The organism is Massilia sp. UBA6681 (assembly GCF_002454935.1).
Classification (GTDB): domain Bacteria; phylum Pseudomonadota; class Gammaproteobacteria; order Burkholderiales; family Burkholderiaceae_D; genus Telluria; species Telluria varians.
Genome location: NZ_DKJX01000105.1, coordinates 1 through 19,581 on the forward strand (window position 1 = coordinate 1; position 19,581 = coordinate 19,581).

Annotated in this window: 18 protein-coding genes, 1 tRNA gene and 1 pseudogene; 14 read left to right on the forward strand and 6 right to left on the reverse strand. The window is 66.7% G+C overall.

Going from position 1 to position 19,581, the window contains the following annotated elements:
* The 3 genes and pseudogenes from B2R83_RS19840 to B2R83_RS19850 form a co-directional block, all read right to left on the reverse strand.
* Window positions 1–984: pseudogene (locus B2R83_RS19840) on the reverse strand (hypothetical protein); the annotation flags it as partial.
* Window positions 981–1,940 (reverse strand): protein kinase domain-containing protein, encoded by a 960-nt coding sequence (locus B2R83_RS19845; protein ID WP_292044302.1) that lies wholly within the window; start codon window positions 1,938–1,940, stop codon window positions 981–983. The gene B2R83_RS19845 and the pseudogene B2R83_RS19840, both read right to left, overlap by 4 nt.
* Window positions 1,941–2,055: 115 nt before the next feature.
* Window positions 2,056–2,517, reverse strand: a complete 462-nt coding sequence (locus B2R83_RS19850) for a glycine zipper domain-containing protein (RefSeq protein ID WP_036214925.1) — start codon at window positions 2,515–2,517, stop codon at window positions 2,056–2,058.
* A 265-nt stretch (window positions 2,518–2,782) separates the two neighbouring features.
* On the opposite strand from B2R83_RS19850, the gene B2R83_RS19855 reads away from it, so the two are divergent.
* Window positions 2,783–3,856 (forward strand): metallophosphoesterase, encoded by a 1,074-nt coding sequence (locus B2R83_RS19855; protein ID WP_292044334.1) that lies wholly within the window; start codon window positions 2,783–2,785, stop codon window positions 3,854–3,856.
* A gap of 78 nt (window positions 3,857–3,934) precedes the next feature.
* Window positions 3,935–5,383, forward strand: coding sequence for a M20/M25/M40 family metallo-hydrolase (locus tag B2R83_RS19860; RefSeq protein ID WP_292044303.1), 1,449 nt, complete (start codon window positions 3,935–3,937; stop codon window positions 5,381–5,383).
* Window positions 5,384–5,449: 66 nt separating this feature from the next.
* Here B2R83_RS19860 and B2R83_RS19865 read toward each other — a convergent pair whose 3' ends face one another.
* Window positions 5,450–5,821 (reverse strand): DUF1566 domain-containing protein, encoded by a 372-nt coding sequence (locus B2R83_RS19865; RefSeq protein ID WP_036214920.1) that lies wholly within the window; start codon window positions 5,819–5,821, stop codon window positions 5,450–5,452.
* 173 nt (window positions 5,822–5,994) lie between these two features.
* The gene (locus B2R83_RS19870; protein WP_292044304.1) at window positions 5,995–6,666 is read right to left on the reverse strand and encodes an SOS response-associated peptidase; all 672 of its coding nucleotides are present in this window, start codon (window positions 6,664–6,666) and stop codon (window positions 5,995–5,997) included.
* Window positions 6,667–6,783: 117 nt separating this feature from the next.
* Between B2R83_RS19870 and B2R83_RS19875 the strand changes: the two genes are divergently transcribed.
* The 3 genes from B2R83_RS19875 (at window position 6,784) to B2R83_RS19885 (ending at window position 7,748) form a co-directional block, all read left to right on the forward strand.
* Complete coding sequence (locus tag B2R83_RS19875) at window positions 6,784–7,188, forward strand: hypothetical protein (RefSeq protein WP_292044305.1); 405 nt, start codon at window positions 6,784–6,786, stop codon at window positions 7,186–7,188.
* A 6-nt stretch (window positions 7,189–7,194) separates the two neighbouring features.
* Complete coding sequence (locus B2R83_RS19880) at window positions 7,195–7,395, forward strand: hypothetical protein (protein WP_027867456.1); 201 nt, start codon at window positions 7,195–7,197, stop codon at window positions 7,393–7,395.
* Window positions 7,396–7,663: 268 nt separating this feature from the next.
* Window positions 7,664–7,748, forward strand: a tRNA-Leu gene (locus B2R83_RS19885).
* A 22-nt stretch (window positions 7,749–7,770) separates the two neighbouring features.
* Here B2R83_RS19885 and B2R83_RS19890 read toward each other — a convergent pair.
* Window positions 7,771–8,358, reverse strand: a complete 588-nt coding sequence (locus tag B2R83_RS19890) for a hypothetical protein (protein ID WP_292044306.1) — start codon at window positions 8,356–8,358, stop codon at window positions 7,771–7,773.
* Window positions 8,359–8,637: 279 nt separating this feature from the next.
* Between B2R83_RS19890 and B2R83_RS19895 the strand changes: the two genes are divergently transcribed.
* From B2R83_RS19895 to B2R83_RS19935, 9 genes are all read left to right on the forward strand, one after another.
* Window positions 8,638–9,432, forward strand: a complete 795-nt coding sequence (locus B2R83_RS19895) for a hypothetical protein (RefSeq protein WP_036214905.1) — start codon at window positions 8,638–8,640, stop codon at window positions 9,430–9,432.
* Window positions 9,433–9,454: 22 nt separating this feature from the next.
* On the forward strand, window positions 9,455–11,680 hold the full coding sequence (locus B2R83_RS19900; RefSeq protein ID WP_292044307.1) for a penicillin acylase family protein: 2,226 nt from the start codon (window positions 9,455–9,457) through the stop codon (window positions 11,678–11,680).
* A 16-nt stretch (window positions 11,681–11,696) separates the two neighbouring features.
* Complete coding sequence (locus B2R83_RS19905) at window positions 11,697–12,251, forward strand: sugar O-acetyltransferase (RefSeq protein WP_292044308.1); 555 nt, start codon at window positions 11,697–11,699, stop codon at window positions 12,249–12,251.
* 121 nt (window positions 12,252–12,372) lie between these two features.
* Window positions 12,373–12,900 carry a thymidine kinase gene (locus B2R83_RS19910; protein ID WP_414674451.1) on the forward strand — a complete coding sequence of 176 codons (528 nt, stop codon included), beginning with the start codon at window positions 12,373–12,375 and terminating at the stop codon, window positions 12,898–12,900.
* A gap of 1 nt (window position 12,901) precedes the next feature.
* Window positions 12,902–13,453 (forward strand): hypothetical protein, encoded by a 552-nt coding sequence (locus B2R83_RS19915; RefSeq protein WP_292044310.1) that lies wholly within the window; start codon window positions 12,902–12,904, stop codon window positions 13,451–13,453.
* A 157-nt stretch (window positions 13,454–13,610) separates the two neighbouring features.
* A complete protein-coding gene (locus B2R83_RS19920) occupies window positions 13,611–15,911 on the forward strand; it encodes a carboxy terminal-processing peptidase (RefSeq protein WP_292044311.1) in 2,301 nt (766 codons plus the stop codon).
* 341 nt (window positions 15,912–16,252) lie between these two features.
* Window positions 16,253–17,101 carry a PEP-CTERM sorting domain-containing protein gene (locus B2R83_RS19925; protein ID WP_292044312.1) on the forward strand — a complete coding sequence of 283 codons (849 nt, stop codon included), beginning with the start codon at window positions 16,253–16,255 and terminating at the stop codon, window positions 17,099–17,101.
* A 126-nt stretch (window positions 17,102–17,227) separates the two neighbouring features.
* Window positions 17,228–18,430: an acyl-CoA dehydrogenase family protein gene (locus B2R83_RS19930; protein ID WP_292044313.1), complete on the forward strand. Its 1,203-nt coding sequence runs from the start codon at window positions 17,228–17,230 to the stop codon at window positions 18,428–18,430.
* Between the two features lie 11 nt (window positions 18,431–18,441).
* Window positions 18,442–19,581, forward strand: a complete 1,140-nt coding sequence (locus B2R83_RS19935; RefSeq protein ID WP_292044314.1) for an acyl-CoA dehydrogenase family protein — start codon at window positions 18,442–18,444, stop codon at window positions 19,579–19,581.

A 19,581-nucleotide genomic window follows, 5' to 3' on the forward strand; every position in this document is an offset into this window, starting at 1 on the left:
CTTCGCCCACCCCGCGGGCGTGGGCGCCGGGCTTGCGCTGCGCAGGCCGGCGGCCGCGGCCAGCAGGAATACGCCGAGCGCGGCGCACCACGCCAGCGCGGACGGCGGCGCGAAGCGCCACAGCGAGCGCTCGCCCCAGCTCCACTCGACGCCGGCCGGCAGGATCGTCTTCGGCTCGGCGAACAGCTCGACCTCGCGCGCGGGCTCCAGGTGCAGGCTGTCTCCGCGCGCCGACAGCGCGAAGCGGGTGCGGCCGACCGCGATCGCCTCCACGCCGTCCAGCAGGTGCTCGCGCCGGGCGACGTCGAGCCAGTGTCCCCCGTCGTGCAACAGGATTGGCTGCGCACCATGCACGTTCAGTACCTGCCTGCGCGCGGCGTCGCGCGCCAGCGTGAGCCTGCCGCTGTCCAGGCCGGGCACCGCGAGCCGGTTGCCGCAAAACAGATGGCCGCCGAAGGCGAGCGGACGACTCAGCGCGAAAAAGCCTGGCGCGACCCGGTTCCACAGTCCGGCCAGGCGCGCCGCCAGGCTGGCGTCCGGGCAGGCCGGCTGGACTTCGCCGTCGCGCAGCAGGAGGGCGCCGTCGTAGTCCCAGGTGTGGCGGCCGTCGCGCAGGACGGTGCGGCCTGCGTCCGCCGCGACGATCTCGAAGAGCGCCGCGCCGGCCTGCAGGCGCTGGCCGGCGGCCAGCGGGAGGCTGCCGCTATGCAGGCGTTCTGCGCCGCGCACCAGTACCGCGGCCTGCGCCGGGTCGTCATTGCGCAGCCACCAGCGCCCGCCCGCATCGCGCCGCACCGAGAACTGCCGGCTCGCGGCGCGCGGCGCGGCCAGTTCGGCGCGGCCGAGCGCGAGCGATTCGCCCGGCGCAAGCTGTAGCGTCACCGTGTGCGGCAGGTAGCGCGGCGGCGCCAGCAGCATCGCGAAGAGCTGCAGGGCGCACACGCCGGCCAGGGCGAGCGCGGCGAGCGCCAGGCGCGGCCTCATGCCGCCCTCGCCAAGGCCGGCTGCGCCATGGCGCTGCGCACCGCATGCAGCATCCGGCTGATCTCCAGCGCGTGAGCGGGGCGCTCGCTAACGGTGGGTGCGAGCAGGGCGCGCAGGAGGGCGTCGGCCTGTGCCCGCGCCGGGCCGAAGGCGTGGGCGAAGCCGGTCGCCTCGTCCGGCAGCAGGGTCGGCGGGATGCCCGCGTACGTGCGGCGCAGCATGGCGGCGCCGTCGCGCCCATGCGCCGCGTAGGCCTGGGCGCAGGCGGCGCCGTAACGCAGCATGCGGCCGCACACCAGCCAGTAGAGCAGGGCGCCGAGCGCGAAATAGTCGCTGCGCGGATCGGTCAGGTACCCGTCACCCTCTTGCGGGAAGAACTGTTCCGGCGCCTGCCAGCTGGCGGTACCCAGGTAGGCCTGGGTCGGCGCCGCGCACAGCGCGCGGCAGGTGCCGAAGTCGGCCAGCTTCAGGTTCCCGCTGCGGCGCTCGAGCAGCAGGTTGCCGGGCTTGAGGTCGAGGTAGCGGAAACCGGCCGCGTGCACCTTGGCCAGCGCCTGGTTGACCTGGCCGAGCCAGTCGAGCGCCTGCCGGGGGCCGGGCATGCGCCCGGTGGAACGCAGCAGCTTGAGGTGGGTGGCCAGGTCGCCGTCCAGCAGTTCGAGCGCCATCGCAGGCAGGCCCTCGAGGCTGCCGCTGTCGAGCAGGCGCACGATGTGGCGTCCATCCCAGGGCGCCAGCCGGGACAGAAAGGCCTGCTCGGTGCGGGCCGCGTCGATCCAGTGGTGGCGCAATTCGACGGGCGCGCGCGCCATCTGCGCGCTGTTGACCAGCTTGAGGGCGACGCTGCCGCCCGGCGCATCGGCGCGCCACACCACGCCGTAGGCCGAGCCGCCGAGCGCCTCGGCCAGGCGGTACTGGCCCTGCGCCAGTTGAACGATTGTGCCTTGCTGGATCATGCCCCCGCCTTTCGCGACTGGCGCCGTGCGCCCTCACGGTGCTCAAGCGGGGGGAGTGGGAAAACAAAGGAAGGGACGGGCGAAAAAAAACCGCGCAGCGCGCGGTTTGGGTTGATTAGCGACGATCCCAGCGGTCACCGCGGTCCCAGTCTCGGCGGTCATGGCGATCCCAGTCGCGGCGGTCACGACGATCGTAGTCACGGCGTTCGACGTAGACCGGGCGCGGCTGGACATACACCGGGCGCGGCTGCACGTAGACCGGACGGGGCTGCACGTACACCGGACGCGGTTGCACGTACACCGGGCGCGGCTGGACGTAACCATAACCATAACCGCGGTTGTCATAGTAACGGTTGTCGCGATAACGGCGATCGTCGTGGGTCGAGATCGAGTTGCCCACCGCCGCGCCGAGCACGCCGCCCACCAGGGCGCCGCTGCCGCCGCCGGCACTGTGGCCGATTGCCGCGCCGACCACGGCGCCGATAGCAGTATTCACACCACGGTCGTCCGCCATTGCCGCTGGGGAGACGGCAACCGCGGCCAGGACCACCGCACCAACAATTTTAGATTTCAACATGGTTTTTCCTTTTGCCCCTGCGGTGATCAGGATGATCGAACAACGCCAGGCATGGAACGAACTATAGACCTGCGGACTCATGCTGCCATCCGTTAATACAGATTATTACAAACGCTGATCCAGCAGTAACATCCGGAACGGCACTTGCAGAGGGACGGGCCCGCCCCATCTAACATTTGTTACCGTTTACCGCCCCGGGTCCCCTGTGAATCGATCTTTCGCCACCATCCTGTCCCTGCTGGTCTTGCTGCAGGTATACATCGGCATGCGCCTGTTGCCGGACCTGGCGCTGGGGCTGCCGTTCAATGTGGCGGGCGTGCTGCTGCTGGTCGTGTTGACCGTGCTGGTGCCGGTCGGGCTGATGTCGGCCTCGCTGCGCCGGCGCCGCTGGTCGGAGCTCGTTGCCTGGCTGGGCCTGATGTCGATGGGCTTCTTTTCCTCGCTGCTGGTGACGACCCTGGCGCGCGACCTGGTGCTGCTGGCGCTGCGCCTGTTCGGCGAGCTCGATCCGGAACTCGTGCGCGCCAGCGCCGCCGCGGTGCCGCTGGTGGCGCTGGCCGTGACCGCGCTCGGCTTCGTCAATGCGCGCCGCCTGGCCCGGGTGAAGCGGGTCGAGGTGCCGATCGCCAACCTGCCGCCGAGCCTGCACGGCTATGCCATCGCCCAGGTCTCGGACATCCACGTCGGCCCGACCATCAAGCGAGCTTACCTGAATGCGATCGTCAACCGGGTCAACAAGCTGGGCGCCGACGCGATCGCCATCACGGGCGACCTGGTGGACGGCAGCGTGCACCGCCTGGGCCTGCATACCCAGCCGCTGGCGCGCCTGGCGGCGCCCGACGGGGTGTTTTTCGTGACCGGCAACCACGAATACTATTCCGGGGCGGAGGAGTGGATCGCCGAGGTGCGCCGGCTGGGCGTGACCGTGCTGCTGAACCAGCACGTGATCCGGCGCCGCGACGACGCCACCCTCATGATCGCCGGCGTGGCCGACTACACGGCCCACCATTTCAACCCGGGGCACAAGAGCGACCCGCGCGCGGCCGCAGGCAGCGCCCGCGAGCAGGCCGACGTGCGCATCCTGCTGGCGCACCAGCCGCGCAGCGCGCTAGTCGCGGCCGAGGCGGGCTTTCACCTGCAGCTGTCCGGGCATACCCACGGCGGCCAGTTCTTCCCGTGGAACCTGTTCGTGCCGCTGCAACAACCCTTTGTTGCCGGGCTGCACCGGGTGCGCGACATGTGGGTGTACATCAGCCGCGGCACCGGTTACTGGGGACCGCCGAAGCGCTTCGGCGCCCCCTCGGAAATCACGCTGGTGCGCCTGGTCCCGGCGGTGTAAAGACGTCAACATTTCTTACCAAAAACTATCCGGATGCGCTATCGTTGAATTCTCTTGAACTGAAGAAGGATTCGACGCATGAACCGCAGCATCCGCAGTTTCCCTGCCCTGATCGCGCATGTGGCTATGCTTGCCGCCGCTCTGCTGAGCCCGGCAGCCCTGGCCGCCGGCCCCGGCAATGATCCTGCCGCGCTCGCGAAGATCCGCGATACGGCGATGCAGAGCGATTACGCCTGGGAACGCATGGCGGACATGACCGACCTGATCGGCCCGCGCCTGTCCGGCTCGCCCGGAGCGGCGGCGGCCGTGACCCAGGTGGCGGAAGCGATGCGCAAGCTCGGCGCCAGGGTGACCCTGCAGCCGGTCAAGGTGCCGCACTGGGTGCGCGGCGTGGAAACCGGGGAGATCGTCGAGTACGCCGGCCGCCCGCAGGGCATCACCCAACGCGTGGTGCTGACCGCACTGGGCGGCTCCGGCGCGACCCCGGCCAGCGGCTTGATCGCGCCCGTGATGGTGGTGAAGAGCTTCGACGAGCTGAAAGCGCGCAGCGCCGAAGTGAAGGGCAAGATCGTGCTGTTCGACGCCAGCTTCGACCAGCATCAGGCCGACCGCGGCCTGGCCGGCCAGGCCTATGGCCAGGCATCGGCTTTTCGGCGCAGCGGCCCGCCGATGGCGGCCGAGCTGGGCGCGGTGGCGGCGCTGGTGCGCTCGGTGGGCGGCGCCAATTACCGCCTGCCGCATACCGGCTCGACCGCGCTGCAGGACAATGCACGCATTCCGGCCGCGGCCGTGACGGCCGAGGACGCCATGCTGATGGGGCGCCTGGCCAAGCGCGGCCCGCTCAGCATGAAGCTGGTGCTCACGCCCAGGACCCTGCCGGACGCCGACAGTTTCAATGTGATCGCCGACTTGCCGGGTCTTGAAAAGCCGGACGAGATCGTGATCGTGTCGGGCCACCTGGATTCCTGGGACCTCTCTCCGGGCGCGCATGACGATGCGGCCGGCGTCGCCAGTGCGATGGCTGTGCTCGACACCCTGAAGAAGCTCGACTTCCGCCCACGCAGGACCATCCGCGTGATCGCCTGGATGAACGAGGAGAACGGGATGCGCGGTGCGCGCGCCTACACGGCCGCCGAGCAGGCCAACACCGAGAAGCACATCGGCGCGATCGAGAGCGACAATGGCGCCGGCCGCCCCTTCGGCCTGCGCGCCAGCGTGCCGGCGAGCTCGAGCAAGCTGTTCGCGCCGCTGCAGGCGGCGCTGCAGCCGATCGGCGCAGGCATCTTCCGCCGCGAAGACGCGCTCTTGACGGGCGACCTGTCCTTCCTGGAACGTACCGGCGTGCCGAGCTTCGCGCCGCTGATCGACACGTCCAGCTATTTCGACTACCACCACACCCCGGCCGATACGCTGGACAAGGTCGACCCCGACCACCTGCGCCGCCACGTGGCGGTGATGGCGGCCACCAGCTGGTTCCTGGCCAATATCGAACAGCCGATCGGCCGCGCGAACGTTCCCGAACGTTGATGGCAGGCGCCGCCCCGTTCGCAACGGGGCGCCTGCCAGGCTGTGGTCCGGCCGCCGTGCCGGCGTTCAGGGCACGGCAATGCGCCTGATCGCGCGCGCGTGGCCGCGGTAGGGGCGGCCGTAGATGGTCTGGATGCCGCTGGCAAAGTTTTGCCCCCAGACCAGCTGGGTGCGCGTTTCGTGCGGTTCGCTCGACCAGTACCAGTTGCGCTCGAAGGCTTCGCGCTGGTTGGCGAACAGCAGCGCCAGTTCGCGTCGCGTCGGCAGCACGCCGCCCTGTCCGCGCGCCCAGTCGACGGCGCTCGGCCAGCTGACGTCGACCGCCTCGCCCGGCAACAGCACCAGGTGGTAATCAGGATCTTCTTCCTTGCCCAGGATTAGTCCCGCATAGGCCTCGCCTTCTTGCAGCATGGCCCGCACTTGCATGTACTCGCCCATTTAACACGTCCTCAGAGTTGGTATCCAGTCTTTAAGACCTTCCGAACCGAGCTTTGGTTGCGTGTACAAGTTCGATCTAGCTCATGCAAGTGGTTGAGTTCGTTGAGGATAGTTCTTCGAGATAGAGGGCCTGCCGCTGCGAGCCTGCGGTTTTTTTACCGTATGGTAAAAAATTACTCGGCCAGGGGCAGGGCCATCTGCGGGTCCTGCGCGCCCGGGCGGTTCACCGCGTTGGTCACCTTGTACCATTCGAAGGCGTCGGCGGGCAGGGCGGCGCGGCGCGCCAGGTCCAGGGCTTCTTCGGGCGACAGGTCCGGGTTCAGCCACAGCTCGGCATCGGCCGCGTCCAGCACCACCGGGCGGCGGTCGTGGATGTCGAGCATGCCCTCGTCGGCGGCATCGGTGACCAGCACGAAGCCGGCCTCGGCCCGGTTCTCCGTGAAGCTGCCGAAGTTGGCCAGCGCCAGCAGGAACAGCGGGGCGCGGTCCTTGCGGTGGATGTGCCAGGGCTGCTTCTTGCCCTTTTCGCCAGTCCACTCGTACCAGCCCTCGGCCGGCACGATCGCCCGGCCCTTCTTGAGCAGCGGCTTCCAGTAGCGGTTGGTGAGCTTGTCCATGCGCGCGTTGACCATGATCGGCAGCTTGCCTTCGGCCCAGCGCGCGCGGTAGCTCCAGAACACGTCGTCGATGCGGCGTTCGCCGTCCTGCAAGTGCATGACCGGGCGGTAGCTGCCGGGCGAGACGTTCCAGGCAGGGGTGGACTCGCTGTCGTAGACCGCGTCCGTCCAGCCGAACACGCCGGCGTAGTAGCGAGCCGTCTGGCTCTGGTCAAATCGTCCACACATGCTTCCATGGTAGCGCAGGCCTGCGCCGCGCGCGGCACGGTAGAGATCGGATGAGCTCGTGTGCTTGCCATGCGGGGTGGTATGCTCCCGGCTGGACTGAACATGAGGAGAAACTGTATGGCAAGTGGCTGGTGGAGCGTCCTGAAGACCGTCCCGTGGAGCGAAGTGATCAACGCGGCGCCGCAAGTGGCGACCGGTGCGCGCAGACTGTGGGATACGGTGGCGCGCAAGTCCGGCGGCGCGGCCGGCATGGCCCCGGAGCCGATGATGGGCGAAGAGCCGCAGGAAGACTATTTCGGCACCCTCGTCATGCGCGTCGAGCGCAACGAAATGAGCCTGGCCGAGCTGCGTACCCAGATGCTGCAGGCTTCCGAGATCATCGCCAACATGGCCGACCAGAACGCCCAGCTGATCGCCAAGATGGACGCGGCGCGCAATCGCATGCTGTGGCTGAGCGTGGCGACCGGCGTGTCGTCGATCCTGGCGCTGGTGGCGCTGGCGCTGGTCGTTGCCCGCACCTAGGCCCGCATGAAAATCGTCCTGATCCTCGCGAGCCTGTTCGTCTTCGTTTCGCTGCTGCTCAACGGGGCGCGGCGCAAAGGAAAACTGAACAGCAAGGCCGACCGCGCCGTCGCCGAGCTGGCGACCTCGATGCGCATCTTCGTCTACGGCCTGCTGTTCTTCGTCGGACTGGTCTGCCTGGCGGTAGCCTACGAGTCCATCTATTGATGCTTTGCTGCAGCTTTGTGCGAACACGCTGACAAACACGCGGGAAAAACCGGCGCTTGTAGGTCCGAATAGCGGGCTTATGTTGGTTACGTTCTCTGGTGGATAGTTCCACCTCTCCGCGTGTCTCCAGCTCAGTGTTGACTGAGTTCTTTGCCGCTGTCCTTGACGGACAGCGGCATTTTTTTGGTTCGCCGACCGGGACGTGTCCGCACCGGGTAGCTCAACTACTAACACTGTCGCTGCGGCACGTAGTACAATCCCCGCCGGCGCGGGCATGGCGAAATTGGTAGACGCATCAGACTTAAAATCTGCCGCCGTAAGGCGTGCCGGTTCGATTCCGGCTGCCCGCACCAGCTCCCTTCGTTCATGCGTGAACTAGGGCGCGACCGACACCGCCGCCACCTGGCGCGGCGACGCTTGCGGCGCAGGCGTTTCGCGGCGCGCCGCAATCTCCCGATCCGCCCGTTCATACACACGCGCACTGTGCTGCCACCACAGCACCCCGGCCACCAGCCCGGCGGCGATCGCGACCGGCGAGGGCGCGGACAGCAAGACCATCAGGTTGTTGACGGCGGCGCCCGTCCACAGCGAACTCGAACTCTTGATGAGCATCCGCTTCTCGTCTTCCGGCAGGCGGTCGGCGTACTTCACCAGCCCGATCTTGGCGCCGGTCAGCACGATGATCCCCACCGGCGAGGTCGGCACCAGGGGATTCATTTCCAGCGCGCCGGACGACAGTGCGAGGCCGGTGCTGAGGCCGTCGGCCACGGCAGCCTGCATGGCGTTCTTGTCGAGCCGTTCGATCCGCTCTTCCGCGGAAGGGACAGCCGCGCCCGCGATCTCCTGCGGCGCGCGGGAAGGCGGGCTGCCCGTCGCGCAAGCGACCAGGGCGGGGGCGACAAACAGGCAGGCGGTGGCAATCCTGGCCAGGCGGCGATACAGGGGCACGCAACGATTTCGCATATCCAACTCCTCGCAATGACGGCTCGATCGGAAACTTGCTGCTAACCGGCAATGACTAATTAGGCAAGCTTAATAATCAGTACATACCTTTTTGATAACAAGGCAGTGCGCCAGCGCAGCGTAATAGCTGAGCCATGTCATGCAAGGTGGATACTTCGGGAACTTAGCTAGAAGGCTGCGGACCGATTCCGCTTACTCATCCATTGGTCGTCCCGCCGGGATGGTGTAGCATGCCGGACGGCGGTTTTACCCGTTGCCGCCGCTGCAAGAGGACAAGAATTGAACATCATTATCAATGACGAACTGCGTGCCTTCGTCGACCCGCTGACCGACATCGAATATGCCGCGCTCGAGCGCAGCCTGCTGGCCGAGGGTTGCCGCGATGCGCTGGTACTGTGGCGCGACACCCTGATCGACGGCCACAACCGCTACGAGATCTGCCAGAAGCACGGCATCCCTTTCCGTACCGTCCACAACAACAACTTCGCGTCGATCGACGACGTGATGCTGTGGATGATCGACAACCACCTGGCGCGCCGCAGCGTGTCGGACTTCCAGCGCGGCGTGCTGGCGCTCAAGAAGAAAGAGATCGTCACCTCCCGCATGGCGGAAGAGATGGCGAAAGAGCCGCCCAAGCCCGAAGCCGACGACATGGATTCGCGTCCGCCGCCGCCCTGGAACACCCGCGAGGAAGTGGCCAAGGCCGCGCGCGTGTCGGCCAATACCATCAGCCAGATCGAGCGCATCCAGAAAGCCGCGACGCCCGAACTGCGCGAAGCCGTGCGCACCGGCACCATCTCGATCAACGCCGCCGCCAACGTGGCGCAGCTGCCGGAGGAGGCGCAGAAGGCGGCCGTCGCGGGCGGACGCAAGGAGCTGCAGCAGGCCGCGCGCCAGGTGCGCGAGCAGAAGATGGCGACGCGCCCGAAGAAGGAGACCGTGCCGAGCGACCCGGCCGACGAATTGGCCGCCGCACGCGCCGAGATCGCTTCGCTGAAGGATCGCGTGGCGACCTTGCTGACCGAGAACGAAGTGCTTAAGCAGCGCCTGATCCACGCCGGCGCCACACAATAAAACCATAACAAGGAGACCACGCATGACCACCACCCGCACCATGCTGCCGACGATCCTGGCCTGTGCCCTCGGCGCGGCCGTTCCGGCGTTCGCCGCGCCGGCGGCCGCACCGGCCGTGAAACAGGCCGCAAGCAGCGCCGAGCTGGCGCGCTGGAAAAAGACGGCGGCGCGGGTGACCATCATGCGCGACAAGTGGGGCATCCCCCACGTGTTCGGCAAAAGCGACGCCGACGCGGTGTTCGGCCTGCTGTACGCCCAGGCCGAGGACGATTTCAACCGCGTCGAACTCAACTACATCAATGCGATGGGCCGCCTGGCCGAGGTCGAGGGCGAGAAGGAAGTCTGGCGCGACCTGCGCATGAAAATGTATATCCAGCCGAGCGACATGCAGGCCAAGTACGCGGCCAGCCCGGCCTGGCTGAAGGAGCTGATGAATGCATTCGCCGACGGCCTGAACTACTACCTGCACACGCACCCGGAAGTGAAGCCGAAGCTGATCACCCGCTTCGAGCCCTGGATGGCGCTGAGCTTCAGCGAAGGCAGCATCGGCGGCGACATCGAATCGATCGACCTGAAGGACCTGGAGCGCTTCTACGGCAAGCGCAATGTGGCGCAAAAAGTGGCGGCGCTGGAGAATGCCTTCGACGCCGAACCGCGCGGCTCCAACGGCTTTGCCATCGCCCCCAAGCTGTCAAAGACGGGCAATGCGCTGCTCCTGATCAACCCGCACACCTCCTTCTACTTCCGCCCCGAAGTGCACATGGTCAGCGAAGAGGGCCTGAATGCCTACGGCGCCGTGACCTGGGGCCAGTTCTTCATCTACCAGGGCTTCAACGACAAGGCCGGCTGGATGCACACCTCGGGCGGCGGCGACGTCATCGACGAATACCTGGAGACCGTGGTCGAGAAGGGCGGCAGATACTTCTATCAGTATGGAAGTGAACAGCGCCCGGTACAGGCAAGGCAGATCACGCTGCCCTACAGGACCCCATCCGGCGCCATGGCCAGCAAGAACGTGACCGCCTGGTTCACCCACCACGGCCCGATCGTGCGCGAGGAGGGCGGCAAGTGGGTGGCCGTCAGGATGATGGATGAGCCGCTCAAGGCCCTTACCCAGTCGTACACGCGCACCAAGGCGCGCGACTACGATGCCTTCTACAAGGCGATGGAGCTGCGCACCAATTCCTCGAACAACACCGTGTACGCGGATGCGAAGGGGAACATCGCCTACTTCCACGGCAACTTCATCCCGAAACGCGACCCGCGCTTCGACTGGAGCCGCCCGGTGGACGGCAGCACTCCCGCCACCGAATGGCAGGGCCTGCACGCCATCAAGGAAACCATTACCCTGTTCAACCCGGCCAGCGGCTACATCTCGAACACCAACAACTGGCCGTTCAGCGCTTCCGGCGCGAGCAGCCCGAAGCGCCAGGACTGGCCCGACTACATGTGGTCGCTGCCGGAAAACGCGCGCGGCCGCCATGCCGAGCGCGTGCTCAAGGACGCCAAGGACTTCACCCTCGACAGCCTGATCGCCGCCGCCTACGACAGCCACCTGACCGCCTTCGAACCGCTGGTGCCGCAGCTGCTGAAGGATTACGACGCCCTGGCAGCGAACGACCCGCGCAAGGCGCTTCTTTCGGCCCAGGTGGCCAGCCTGCGCGGCTGGGACCTGCGTTTCGGCGTCGATTCGAAGCCGACCTCGCTGGCGATCTACTGGGGCCAGGACATGGTGGCCCAGCACGCGCCGCGCGCCCGCGCCGAGGGCACGCCGACGGTCGACTTCATCACGCACAAACTGAACGCGGACGAGCGCCTGGCCTCGCTGCAGCGGGCCTCCGACAAGCTCACTGCCGACTTCGGCACCTGGCAGACCCCCTGGGGCGAGATCAACCGTTTCCAGCGCATCAGCGGCGACATCGATCAGCAGTACGACGACAGCAAGCCGAGCTGGCCGGTCGGCTTCGCCTCGGCCAACTGGGGTTCGCTGGCCTCGTTCGGCATGGTGGCCAAGCAGAAGACCAGGCGCATCTACGGCGACCGCGGCAACAGCTTCGTCGCGGTGGTGGAATTCGGCCCGCGCGTGCGCGCCAAGAGTATCCTTGCAGGCGGCAACAGCAACAACCCGGCCTCGAAGCACTTCGCCGACCAGGCCGAGATGTACAGCCGCGGCGAGTTCAAGGACGTGCTGTTCTACAAGGAAGACATCGAAAAGCACCTGGAGCGCAAGTACCACCCGGGCCAGTAATCCGCAGGAGAAGCGCATGAAGATGAGCGAACGCCACAAGATGCTGGAGGGCCAGCCCTACCACGCCAGCGATCCCGAACTGGTGGCGGAACAGGCCCTCACTAGCGCCTGGCTGGCGCGCTACAATGCGGCGCTGGGCCAGCCGGCGCCTAGCTGGCGCAGCCTGCTGGCCGAGCGCCTCGCCGCGGTGGGCGAGGGCAGCATCGTGCGTCCTCCCTTCCATTGCGACTATGGCTGGAACATCCGCATCGGCAACCGGGTCTTCATCAATTTCAACTGCATCATCCTCGACGTCGCCCGCGTCGGCATCGGCGACGACACCCGCATCGGCCCGGCGGTCCAGATCTACACCGCCGAGCATCCGCTCGACCCGCAGCAGCGCCGCAGCGGCCTGGAATCCGGCCGGCCGGTCACGATCGGCAGCAACGTCTGGATTGGCGGCGGCGCCATCATCCTGCCGGGCGTCACGATCGGCGACGACGCCGTGATCGGTGCCGGCAGCGTGGTGACCCGCGACGTGCCGGCGGGCGGGCGCGTGGCCGGCAATCCGGCCACGCTGCATGCCGGCTGAACGGGCCCGGAGGCTGGTGTCGGGACAGTCCTGCTTGTTATAATCCGGTAATTATTCGTATATTCGTATCGATTCGTTTCAGGGCAGGGCCGTGGCAAAACTCTATTTCAGGTACTCGGCGATGAACGCCGGCAAATCGACCGCCCTGCTGCAGGTCGCCCACAATTACGAAGAGCAGGGCCAGCAGGTCAAGCTCTACACGGCGGCCATCGACAACCGCTACGGCGTCGGCCTGATCACCTCGCGCCTCGGCCCGCAGCGCCAGGTCGACCTGTTCGACAGCGATACCGATTTCCTGGCCAGCGCGCCGCCCGTCGCCTGCATCCTGGTCGATGAAGCCCAGTTCCTCAGCACGGCGCAGGTGCAGCAGCTGCACCAGGTTGCCCAGGTGCGCGGCATCCCGGTGATCTGCTACGGCCTGCGCAGCGACTTCCGCGGCGAACCGTTCCCGGGCTCGGCCTACCTGCTGGCGCTGGCCGACGACATCGAGGAAATCAAGAACATCTGCACCTGCGGCAAGAAGGCGACCATGAACATCCGCGTCGATGCCGAAGGCCACCGCATCCGCGAGGGCGAGCAGGTTTCAATCGGCGGCAACGAAAGCTATCGCCAGGCCTGCGGCCGCTGCTTCTACTCCGGCTCGCACTGACATGAACCTGGCGGGTTCGCTCGACCTGCTGCTCTACCTGCTACCTTCGGCCGCGCTGGCGCTGCTGCTGTGGATCGGTTCGGGCGCGCATCCCTTCTTCTTCGTGTTCACGGCCGCCGGCACCCTGTGCCACGAGCTGGCGCACTTCTCGGTCGGGCTGCTCACCAATGCCGAGCCGATCGGCTTGAGTGTGATTCCCAAACGCATCAAGAAGCCCCGCGGCGGCGGACCGGGCAAAGGCCACAACTGGGAACTCGGTTCCGTCACCTTCGCCAACCTGCGCTGGTACAACGCGGCGCCGAGCGCGCTGGCGCCACTGCTGGTGCTGGTGCTGCCCTTCGCCGTGGCCTGGTGGCGTACCCGGCACGGCCTGGTGTTCGAGCCGGTCGACCTCGCGCTGGCGTTTCTCCTGGCGCCGCAATTCCTGTCCTTCTGGCCTTCTCCAGTGGATTGGCGCCTGGCGGCGCGTTCCTGGCCCTGGATCCCGGTCCTGCTGCTTGCCGGATTCGCCGCGGTTTTCCGTGACGAACTGCTCCAGCTTGTCAAAGGATGAATGCCTGGCTTACGCCAGCCTTAATTAAGGGGCGTAAATGCGCTTACGCTGGCTCTGCCTTCCCCCGGCTTCCTGTAGAATGGCCCGCAAAGGGCGTATTGACCGGCCCGCCGCCGGTCGCGCCGAGGCATGAAATACCGTTTCGGAGAGACGACGAATGAAGAAGCACCACCTGTTCATGGCCGCGATGGCCTTTGCGATGTCCGCCCATGTGGTGACGGCCCAGCCCGAAAAGGAAAAGGCCGTTGCCGCCGTGCCGGCCAAGGCTGCAGGCGCCGGTGCCGGGTCGGCCGCTGCCACGCTGCAGATGAAGCCGCTCGCCGAGCAAACCCAGGCGGCGCTGTGGGCATCGCGGGTGCTCGGCCGCTACCACTACAAGGCGGTGCCGCTCGACGATGCGATGTCGGTCAAGATCTTCGACAACTACTTCGAAGGGCTCGACAGCGAGAAGCTGTACTTCGTCCAGGCCGACCTCGACCGGTTCGCTTCGCTGCGGACCAAGATGGACGACGCCATCAACAACGAGGACCTGACCGGTCCCTTTGCCGTCTTCAACCTGTTCCAGCAGCGCTATAACGAGCGCATGAACTACGCGCGCCAGCTGCTCAAGACCCGCCCCGACTTCACCCTCGACGAATCGATCGAACTCGACCGCGAGAAGTCGCCCTGGGCCAAGAGCGAAGACGAAGTCCGCGAGCTGTGGCGCAAGCGCGTCAAGAACGACTGGCTGCGCCTGAAGCTCGCCGGCAAGGACGAAAAAGCCATCCGCGAGACGCTCGACAAGCGCTACGAGAACTACATGACCCGCATGCGCAAGTTGAACAACGAGGACGTGTTCCAGATGTTCATGAACGCGTATGCCACCGCGATCGAGCCGCACACCAATTACCTGGGCCCGCGCTCGGCCGACAATTTCGACATCGCGATGCGCCTGTCGCTGGAAGGCATCGGCGCCGTGCTGCAGACGCGCGACGAATACACCATCATCCGCGAGATCGTGCCGGGCAGCCCGGCCGCGCTGTCGGGCAAGCTGAAGGTCGGCGACCGCATCGTCGGGGTGGCCCAGGGCGACAAGCCCTTCACCGACGTGCTCGGCTGGCGCATCGACGACGTCGTGCAGCTGGTGCGCGGCGAGAAGGGCACCACGGTCCGCCTCGACGTCCTGCCCGGCGACGCCGGTCCCGACGCCAAGCACGTGAGCGTGTCGATGGTGCGCAAGAAGATCAGCATGGAAGAGCAGGCCGCCAAGAAATCGATCATCGAGGTCAAGGAAGGCGCCATCAAGCGCCGCATCGGCGTGATCTCGCTGCCGACCTTCTACCTCGACTTCGAGGCGCGCCGCCGCGGCGACAAGGATTACCGCAGCGCCACCCGCGACGTGGCCCGCATCCTGGGCGAACTCAAGAAGGAGAAGGTCGACAACGTCCTGATCGACCTGCGCAACAACGGCGGCGGCTCGCTGACCGAGGCGATCGAACTGACCGGCCTGTTCATCGACAAGGGCCCGGTGGTCCAGCAGCGCGATGCGCAGGGCCGCGTCGAGGTCGAGTCCGACCTGCAGCCGGGCCTGGCCTGGGACGGCCCGATGGGCGTCCTGATCAACCGCGGCTCGGCCTCGGCATCGGAAATCTTCGCCGCCGCAGTGCAGGACTACGGTCGCGGCCTGGTGATCGGCGAACCGAGCTTCGGCAAGGGCACGGTGCAGACCCTGATCGACCTGGACCGTTTCTCGCCGGCCGAGAAGGTGCGCTACGGCGAGCTGAAGATGACCATTGCGCAGTTCTTCCGCATCAACGGCGGCACCACCCAGCTGCGCGGCGTGACGCCGGACATCAAGCTGCCAGTGCTGACCGACCCGGAAAGCTTCGGCGAGTCCTCGTATGCCAACGCGCTGCCCTGGGTGGCCATCAAGCCGGCCAGCTACACGGCCGCGGGCGACCTCAAGGAGCTGATCGGTCCGCTGCAGAAGCGCCATGAAGCCCGTATCGCGAAGGACAAGGAGTTCCAGTTCCTGCAGGAAGACATCGCCGAGGTGCTCAAGATCCGCAAGGAGAACTCGATCTCGCTGAACGAGACGGTGCGGCGCAAGGAACGCGACGCCCAGGATGCCCGCGCCAAGCTGCGCGAAGCACGCCTGGCCGGCGCGAGCGGCACCAGCAGCGACGAGCCGGCGGCAGGCCCGGCCGGCAAGGAAGCGCGCGGCAAGGTGCCGAACCCGACCAAGCCGGCCAAGGCGGTGACCGCCGTGCGCGGCACGCCGCGCCAGGACGATGGCCTGCAGTACGACGAGCGCGACCTGCAGGCGGAGCTGGCTGCGGAAAAGGCAGCCAAGGACGCCAAGGACATCCTGCTGCAGGAAGCCGCCAACATCCTGGCCGACGAAGTCGGGATGCTGCGTACCGATACCCGCCTGGCCTCGCGCGCCATGCCTTACATGGTCTCGCGCAACGGCAACTGAGCGGTACAGCGCCGCCTGAACCGGTGACATGGCCCGGTCCTGCTTGCAGGGCCTGGCCATTTTCTTTTGTTTTGCTAAATCCTCGTCAATTGCTTCGCATGCAATTTCCTTTAGGATGCAAAGTTGCCTTAAAAGCACAAAAGCCTACAGTTAACTGCTCCAACCCATCCCCCCGCCAACCCTCCAAGTAGGATCAATCCTACTGAATTTCGAGTGTTTTTCTCAGATTCATACCCCGCGCACTGTTGAGCTGGGCTTAAAGCTGAGTTTTTTTTAGCTGTGGTAGGATAACTCTACGGTTGTAAAAACAACAATTGCACATCAACTCAGGAGTTATCGCTATGTTAATTCGCCGCCTTGTCATCGCCAGTCTTCTCGCCGGCGCAGCTACTGCCCAGGCCGGTACCATCACCACCGCGGCTGCGCAGCCGTCGAACGTCGTCAGCGGTTGGACTACCGGTAACGGTACCGACGTGCTCGGTTCTGGTGTCCTGCAAGGCAACCTGAACCTGGTTGCCGGCGTGTCGCATACCGCGAACGCCAGCCTCGCCGACATCCTGTACGGTAAAGTCGCCGGCAGCGTGCAGCAGGTCGAAGGCCAGACCAAGCTGTTCTTCCAGCGCGGTATCGAGGCAAACTACCTGCTGGCCTCGGGCCACGGCATCCTGGCCGCCACCGCGGGTACCGGCAAGTCGGTGGTCGGTGACGCTTATGGCGCCATCATTTCGGATGGCGTGAGCAAGGCGCCGGGCTTGACCGGCGGCGGCAACCAGAGCACGGGCGGCGGCACCCAGAGCTCGGGCGGCGGCAACAGCGCTCCGGGCCCCGCCACGGGTGGCGGTCTCACGAGCACCATCCCGCCTGCCGGCCAGGGCAACGGCATGAACGACAGCACTTCCGGCCAGCTCCCGGGCAATGGCAACGGGAATGGTATCGGCAACGGCAACGGCAACGGCAACGGCAACGGCAACGGCAACGGCAACGGCAACGGCAACGGCAACGGCAACGGCATCGGCAACGGCGCCCTGAACGGCAACGGCAATGGCATCGGCAACGGCCAGGGTAATGGCCTGGGCAACGTCGCCAACCAGGAAGGCCAGGCGGCCGAAGTTCCGGAGCCTTCGAGCATCGCCCTGATGCTGCTGGGCATGATGGGCGCGGGCGCGATCACCCGCCGCCGCAGCCGCTGACCCTGTCGCATGCAGGGCGGCAGTCCGTCCTGCATGCTTCCAAATTTCTAACTAGTCAGCAAAACTGTCGGGTACAATCCTTGTGAACGACCGTGCTTTTTAAGGCGGCGATAACAAGGAGACGACATGGACCTGCACTACACGGACGAGGACCTGGCCTTTCGCGACCAGGTCCGCGCCTTCCTCGATTCCCACTTGCCGAAAGACCTGCAAGCCAAGGTGCTCAAGCACCTGCGGCTGAGCAAGGACGACTTCGTCCGCTGGCACCGGATCCTTGCCGAGCAGGGCTGGGTGGCGCCGGGCTGGCCCGTCGAGTTCGGCGGCCCCGGCTGGACACCCGTGCAGCGCCATCTCTTCGAGGAAGAGTGCGCCCGTGCCGGCACCCCGCGCGTGATGCCCTTCGGGATCGACATGGTCGCTCCCGTCATCATGGCCTTCGGCTCCCAGGAGCAAAAGGATTATTTCCTCCCTCGCATCCTGTCCTGCGAGGACTGGTGGTGCCAGGGCTATTCGGAGCCGGGCGCCGGTTCCGACCTGGCCTCGCTCAAGACCACGGCCGTGCGCGGCGTGGATGCGCAGGGCGAGCACTACATCGTCAATGGCCAGAAGACCTGGACCACGCTGGCCCAGCACGCCGACATGATCTTCTGCCTGGTCCGCACCGACCCAGCCGTGCGCAAGCAGGAGGGCATTTCCTTCCTGCTGATCGACATGCATGCGCCCGGCGTTACGGTACGCCCGATCATCATGCTCGACGAAGACCACGAGGTGAACGAAGTCTTCTTCGACAACGTCCGGGTGCCGGCGGCCAACCTGGTCGGCCAGGAAAACCGCGGCTGGACCTACGCCAAGTACCTGCTGGGCCACGAACGCACCGGCATCGCGGCGGTCGGCCGCAGCAAGCGCGAACTGGCCTTCCTCAAGCGCCTGGCGCGCCGCGAGCAGAAGAATGGCCGCCCGCTGCTCGAAGACCCGCTGTTCGGCGCCAAGGTCGCGGACCTGGAGATCGAGCTGATGGCGCTGGAAATGACCGTGCTGCGGGTGCTGGCCAAGTCCAGCAAGGCCCCGGGACCCGAGGCCTCGGTGCTCAAGGTGCGCGGCACCGACATCCAGCAGGCCCTCACCGAGCTGATGCTGGAAGCGGCCGGCCCGCTGGCCTTGCCCTTCGACCCCGCCTACCTGGAGGGCGAACACGAGCACAGTGTCGCGGGCGACGACGATGCCGCCCCGCTCGCGTCCTACTACTTCAATTACCGCAAGACCTCCATCTATGGCGGCTCGAACGAAATCCAGCGTAACATCATCTCCCAGATGATCCTGGGGCTGTAAGGAGAAGCACCATGCATTTCGACTTCAAGGAAGAGCAGCTCCAGTTCGCCGACGCGCTCAAGCGCTGGATAGGCCGCGACTACGGTTTCGAGCAGCGCCGCGCCATCGTCGCCTCCAGCCAGGGGACATCCGATGCGGCCTGGGCCACGCTGGCCGAGCTGGGCATGACGGCGCTGCCGGTGCCGGAAGCCCAGGGCGGATTCGACGGCACCGCGGTCGACCTGTTCGTGGTCATGCGCGAGCTGGGCCGCGGCCTGCTGGTGGAGCCGTATTTCGCCACCGTGCTGGGCAGCCAGTTCCTCAAGCTGGGCGGGGCGCACGGCCCGCTCCTGGAACAGGTGGCGCAGGGCAGCCTGAAGCTGGCCTGCGCGCTGGGCGAGCGGCAGGCGCGCCACGAGCTGTGCGACATCGCGACCCGCGCGCACGGCATCGACGGCGGCTGGCGCCTGGATGGCGAGAAGACGGCGGTCGTGCATGGCCTCGAGGCCGGCGTGCTGGTGGTCTCGGCACGTAGCGCCGGCAGCCAGCGCGACGAGGCAGGCATCACCCTGTTCGCGCTGCCGGCAGATGCGCCTGGCGTGCAGCTGACCGGCTACCGCACGCTCGACGGCCAGCGCGCGGCAAACCTGCGCCTGGACCGCGTGCAGCTGGGGCCGGACGCCGTGATCGGCACGCCAGGGGCCGGCTGGGACATCCTGGAAGCGGCTGCGGACTACGGCGCCGGCCTGCTGTGCGCCGAGGCGCTGGGCGCGATGGAAGCGCTATTCGAGGCCACGCTGGACTACCTCAAGACGCGCCAGCAGTTCGGCGTCCCGATCGGCAAGTTCCAGGCGCTGCAGCATCGCATGGCGGACATGGTCATCCACCTGGAGCAGGCGCGCTCGATGGCGCTGCTGGCGGTCGTGACCCTGGACGGCCTCGACGCCGGCGAGCGCCGCCGCGTGGTGTCGGCGGCCAAGTACCGCGTCGGCCAGGCGGCCCGCTTCATCGGACAGCAGGCGGTGCAGCTGCATGGCGGCATGGGCGTGACCGACGAACTGGCGGCCGCGCACTACTTCAAGCGCCTGTCGATGATCGAGCTGACCCTGGGCGACCGCGACCACCACCTGGCGCGCTTCATGGCGCAGCCGGGCTTCCAGCAAGCCGCGTAA

Excerpts from the sequence above, each read along its gene's own strand:
- B2R83_RS19930 (WP_292044313.1), top strand. The coding sequence starts at position 17,228 with ATGGACCTGCACTACACGGACGAGGACCTGGCCTTTCGCGACCAGGTC.
- B2R83_RS19870 (WP_292044304.1), bottom strand. The coding sequence starts at position 6,666 with ATGTGTGGACGATTTGACCAGAGCCAGACGGCTCGCTACTACGCCGGC.
- B2R83_RS19935 (WP_292044314.1), top strand. The coding sequence starts at position 18,442 with ATGCATTTCGACTTCAAGGAAGAGCAGCTCCAGTTCGCCGACGCGCTC.
- B2R83_RS19845 (WP_292044302.1), bottom strand. The coding sequence starts at position 1,940 with ATGATCCAGCAAGGCACAATCGTTCAACTGGCGCAGGGCCAGTACCGC.
- B2R83_RS19890 (WP_292044306.1), bottom strand. The coding sequence starts at position 8,358 with ATGCGAAATCGTTGCGTGCCCCTGTATCGCCGCCTGGCCAGGATTGCC.
- B2R83_RS19850 (WP_036214925.1), bottom strand. The coding sequence starts at position 2,517 with ATGTTGAAATCTAAAATTGTTGGTGCGGTGGTCCTGGCCGCGGTTGCC.
- B2R83_RS19860 (WP_292044303.1), top strand. The coding sequence starts at position 3,935 with ATGAACCGCAGCATCCGCAGTTTCCCTGCCCTGATCGCGCATGTGGCT.
- B2R83_RS19875 (WP_292044305.1), top strand. The coding sequence starts at position 6,784 with ATGGCAAGTGGCTGGTGGAGCGTCCTGAAGACCGTCCCGTGGAGCGAA.
- B2R83_RS19865 (WP_036214920.1), bottom strand. The coding sequence starts at position 5,821 with ATGGGCGAGTACATGCAAGTGCGGGCCATGCTGCAAGAAGGCGAGGCC.
- B2R83_RS19855 (WP_292044334.1), top strand. The coding sequence starts at position 2,783 with ATGCGCCTGTTGCCGGACCTGGCGCTGGGGCTGCCGTTCAATGTGGCG.
- B2R83_RS19920 (WP_292044311.1), top strand. The coding sequence starts at position 13,611 with ATGAAGAAGCACCACCTGTTCATGGCCGCGATGGCCTTTGCGATGTCC.
- B2R83_RS19880 (WP_027867456.1), top strand. The coding sequence starts at position 7,195 with ATGAAAATCGTCCTGATCCTCGCGAGCCTGTTCGTCTTCGTTTCGCTG.
- B2R83_RS19905 (WP_292044308.1), top strand. The coding sequence starts at position 11,697 with ATGAAGATGAGCGAACGCCACAAGATGCTGGAGGGCCAGCCCTACCAC.
- B2R83_RS19915 (WP_292044310.1), top strand. The coding sequence starts at position 12,902 with ATGAACCTGGCGGGTTCGCTCGACCTGCTGCTCTACCTGCTACCTTCG.
- B2R83_RS19925 (WP_292044312.1), top strand. The coding sequence starts at position 16,253 with ATGTTAATTCGCCGCCTTGTCATCGCCAGTCTTCTCGCCGGCGCAGCT.
- B2R83_RS19910 (WP_414674451.1), top strand. The coding sequence starts at position 12,373 with ATGAACGCCGGCAAATCGACCGCCCTGCTGCAGGTCGCCCACAATTAC.
- B2R83_RS19900 (WP_292044307.1), top strand. The coding sequence starts at position 9,455 with ATGACCACCACCCGCACCATGCTGCCGACGATCCTGGCCTGTGCCCTC.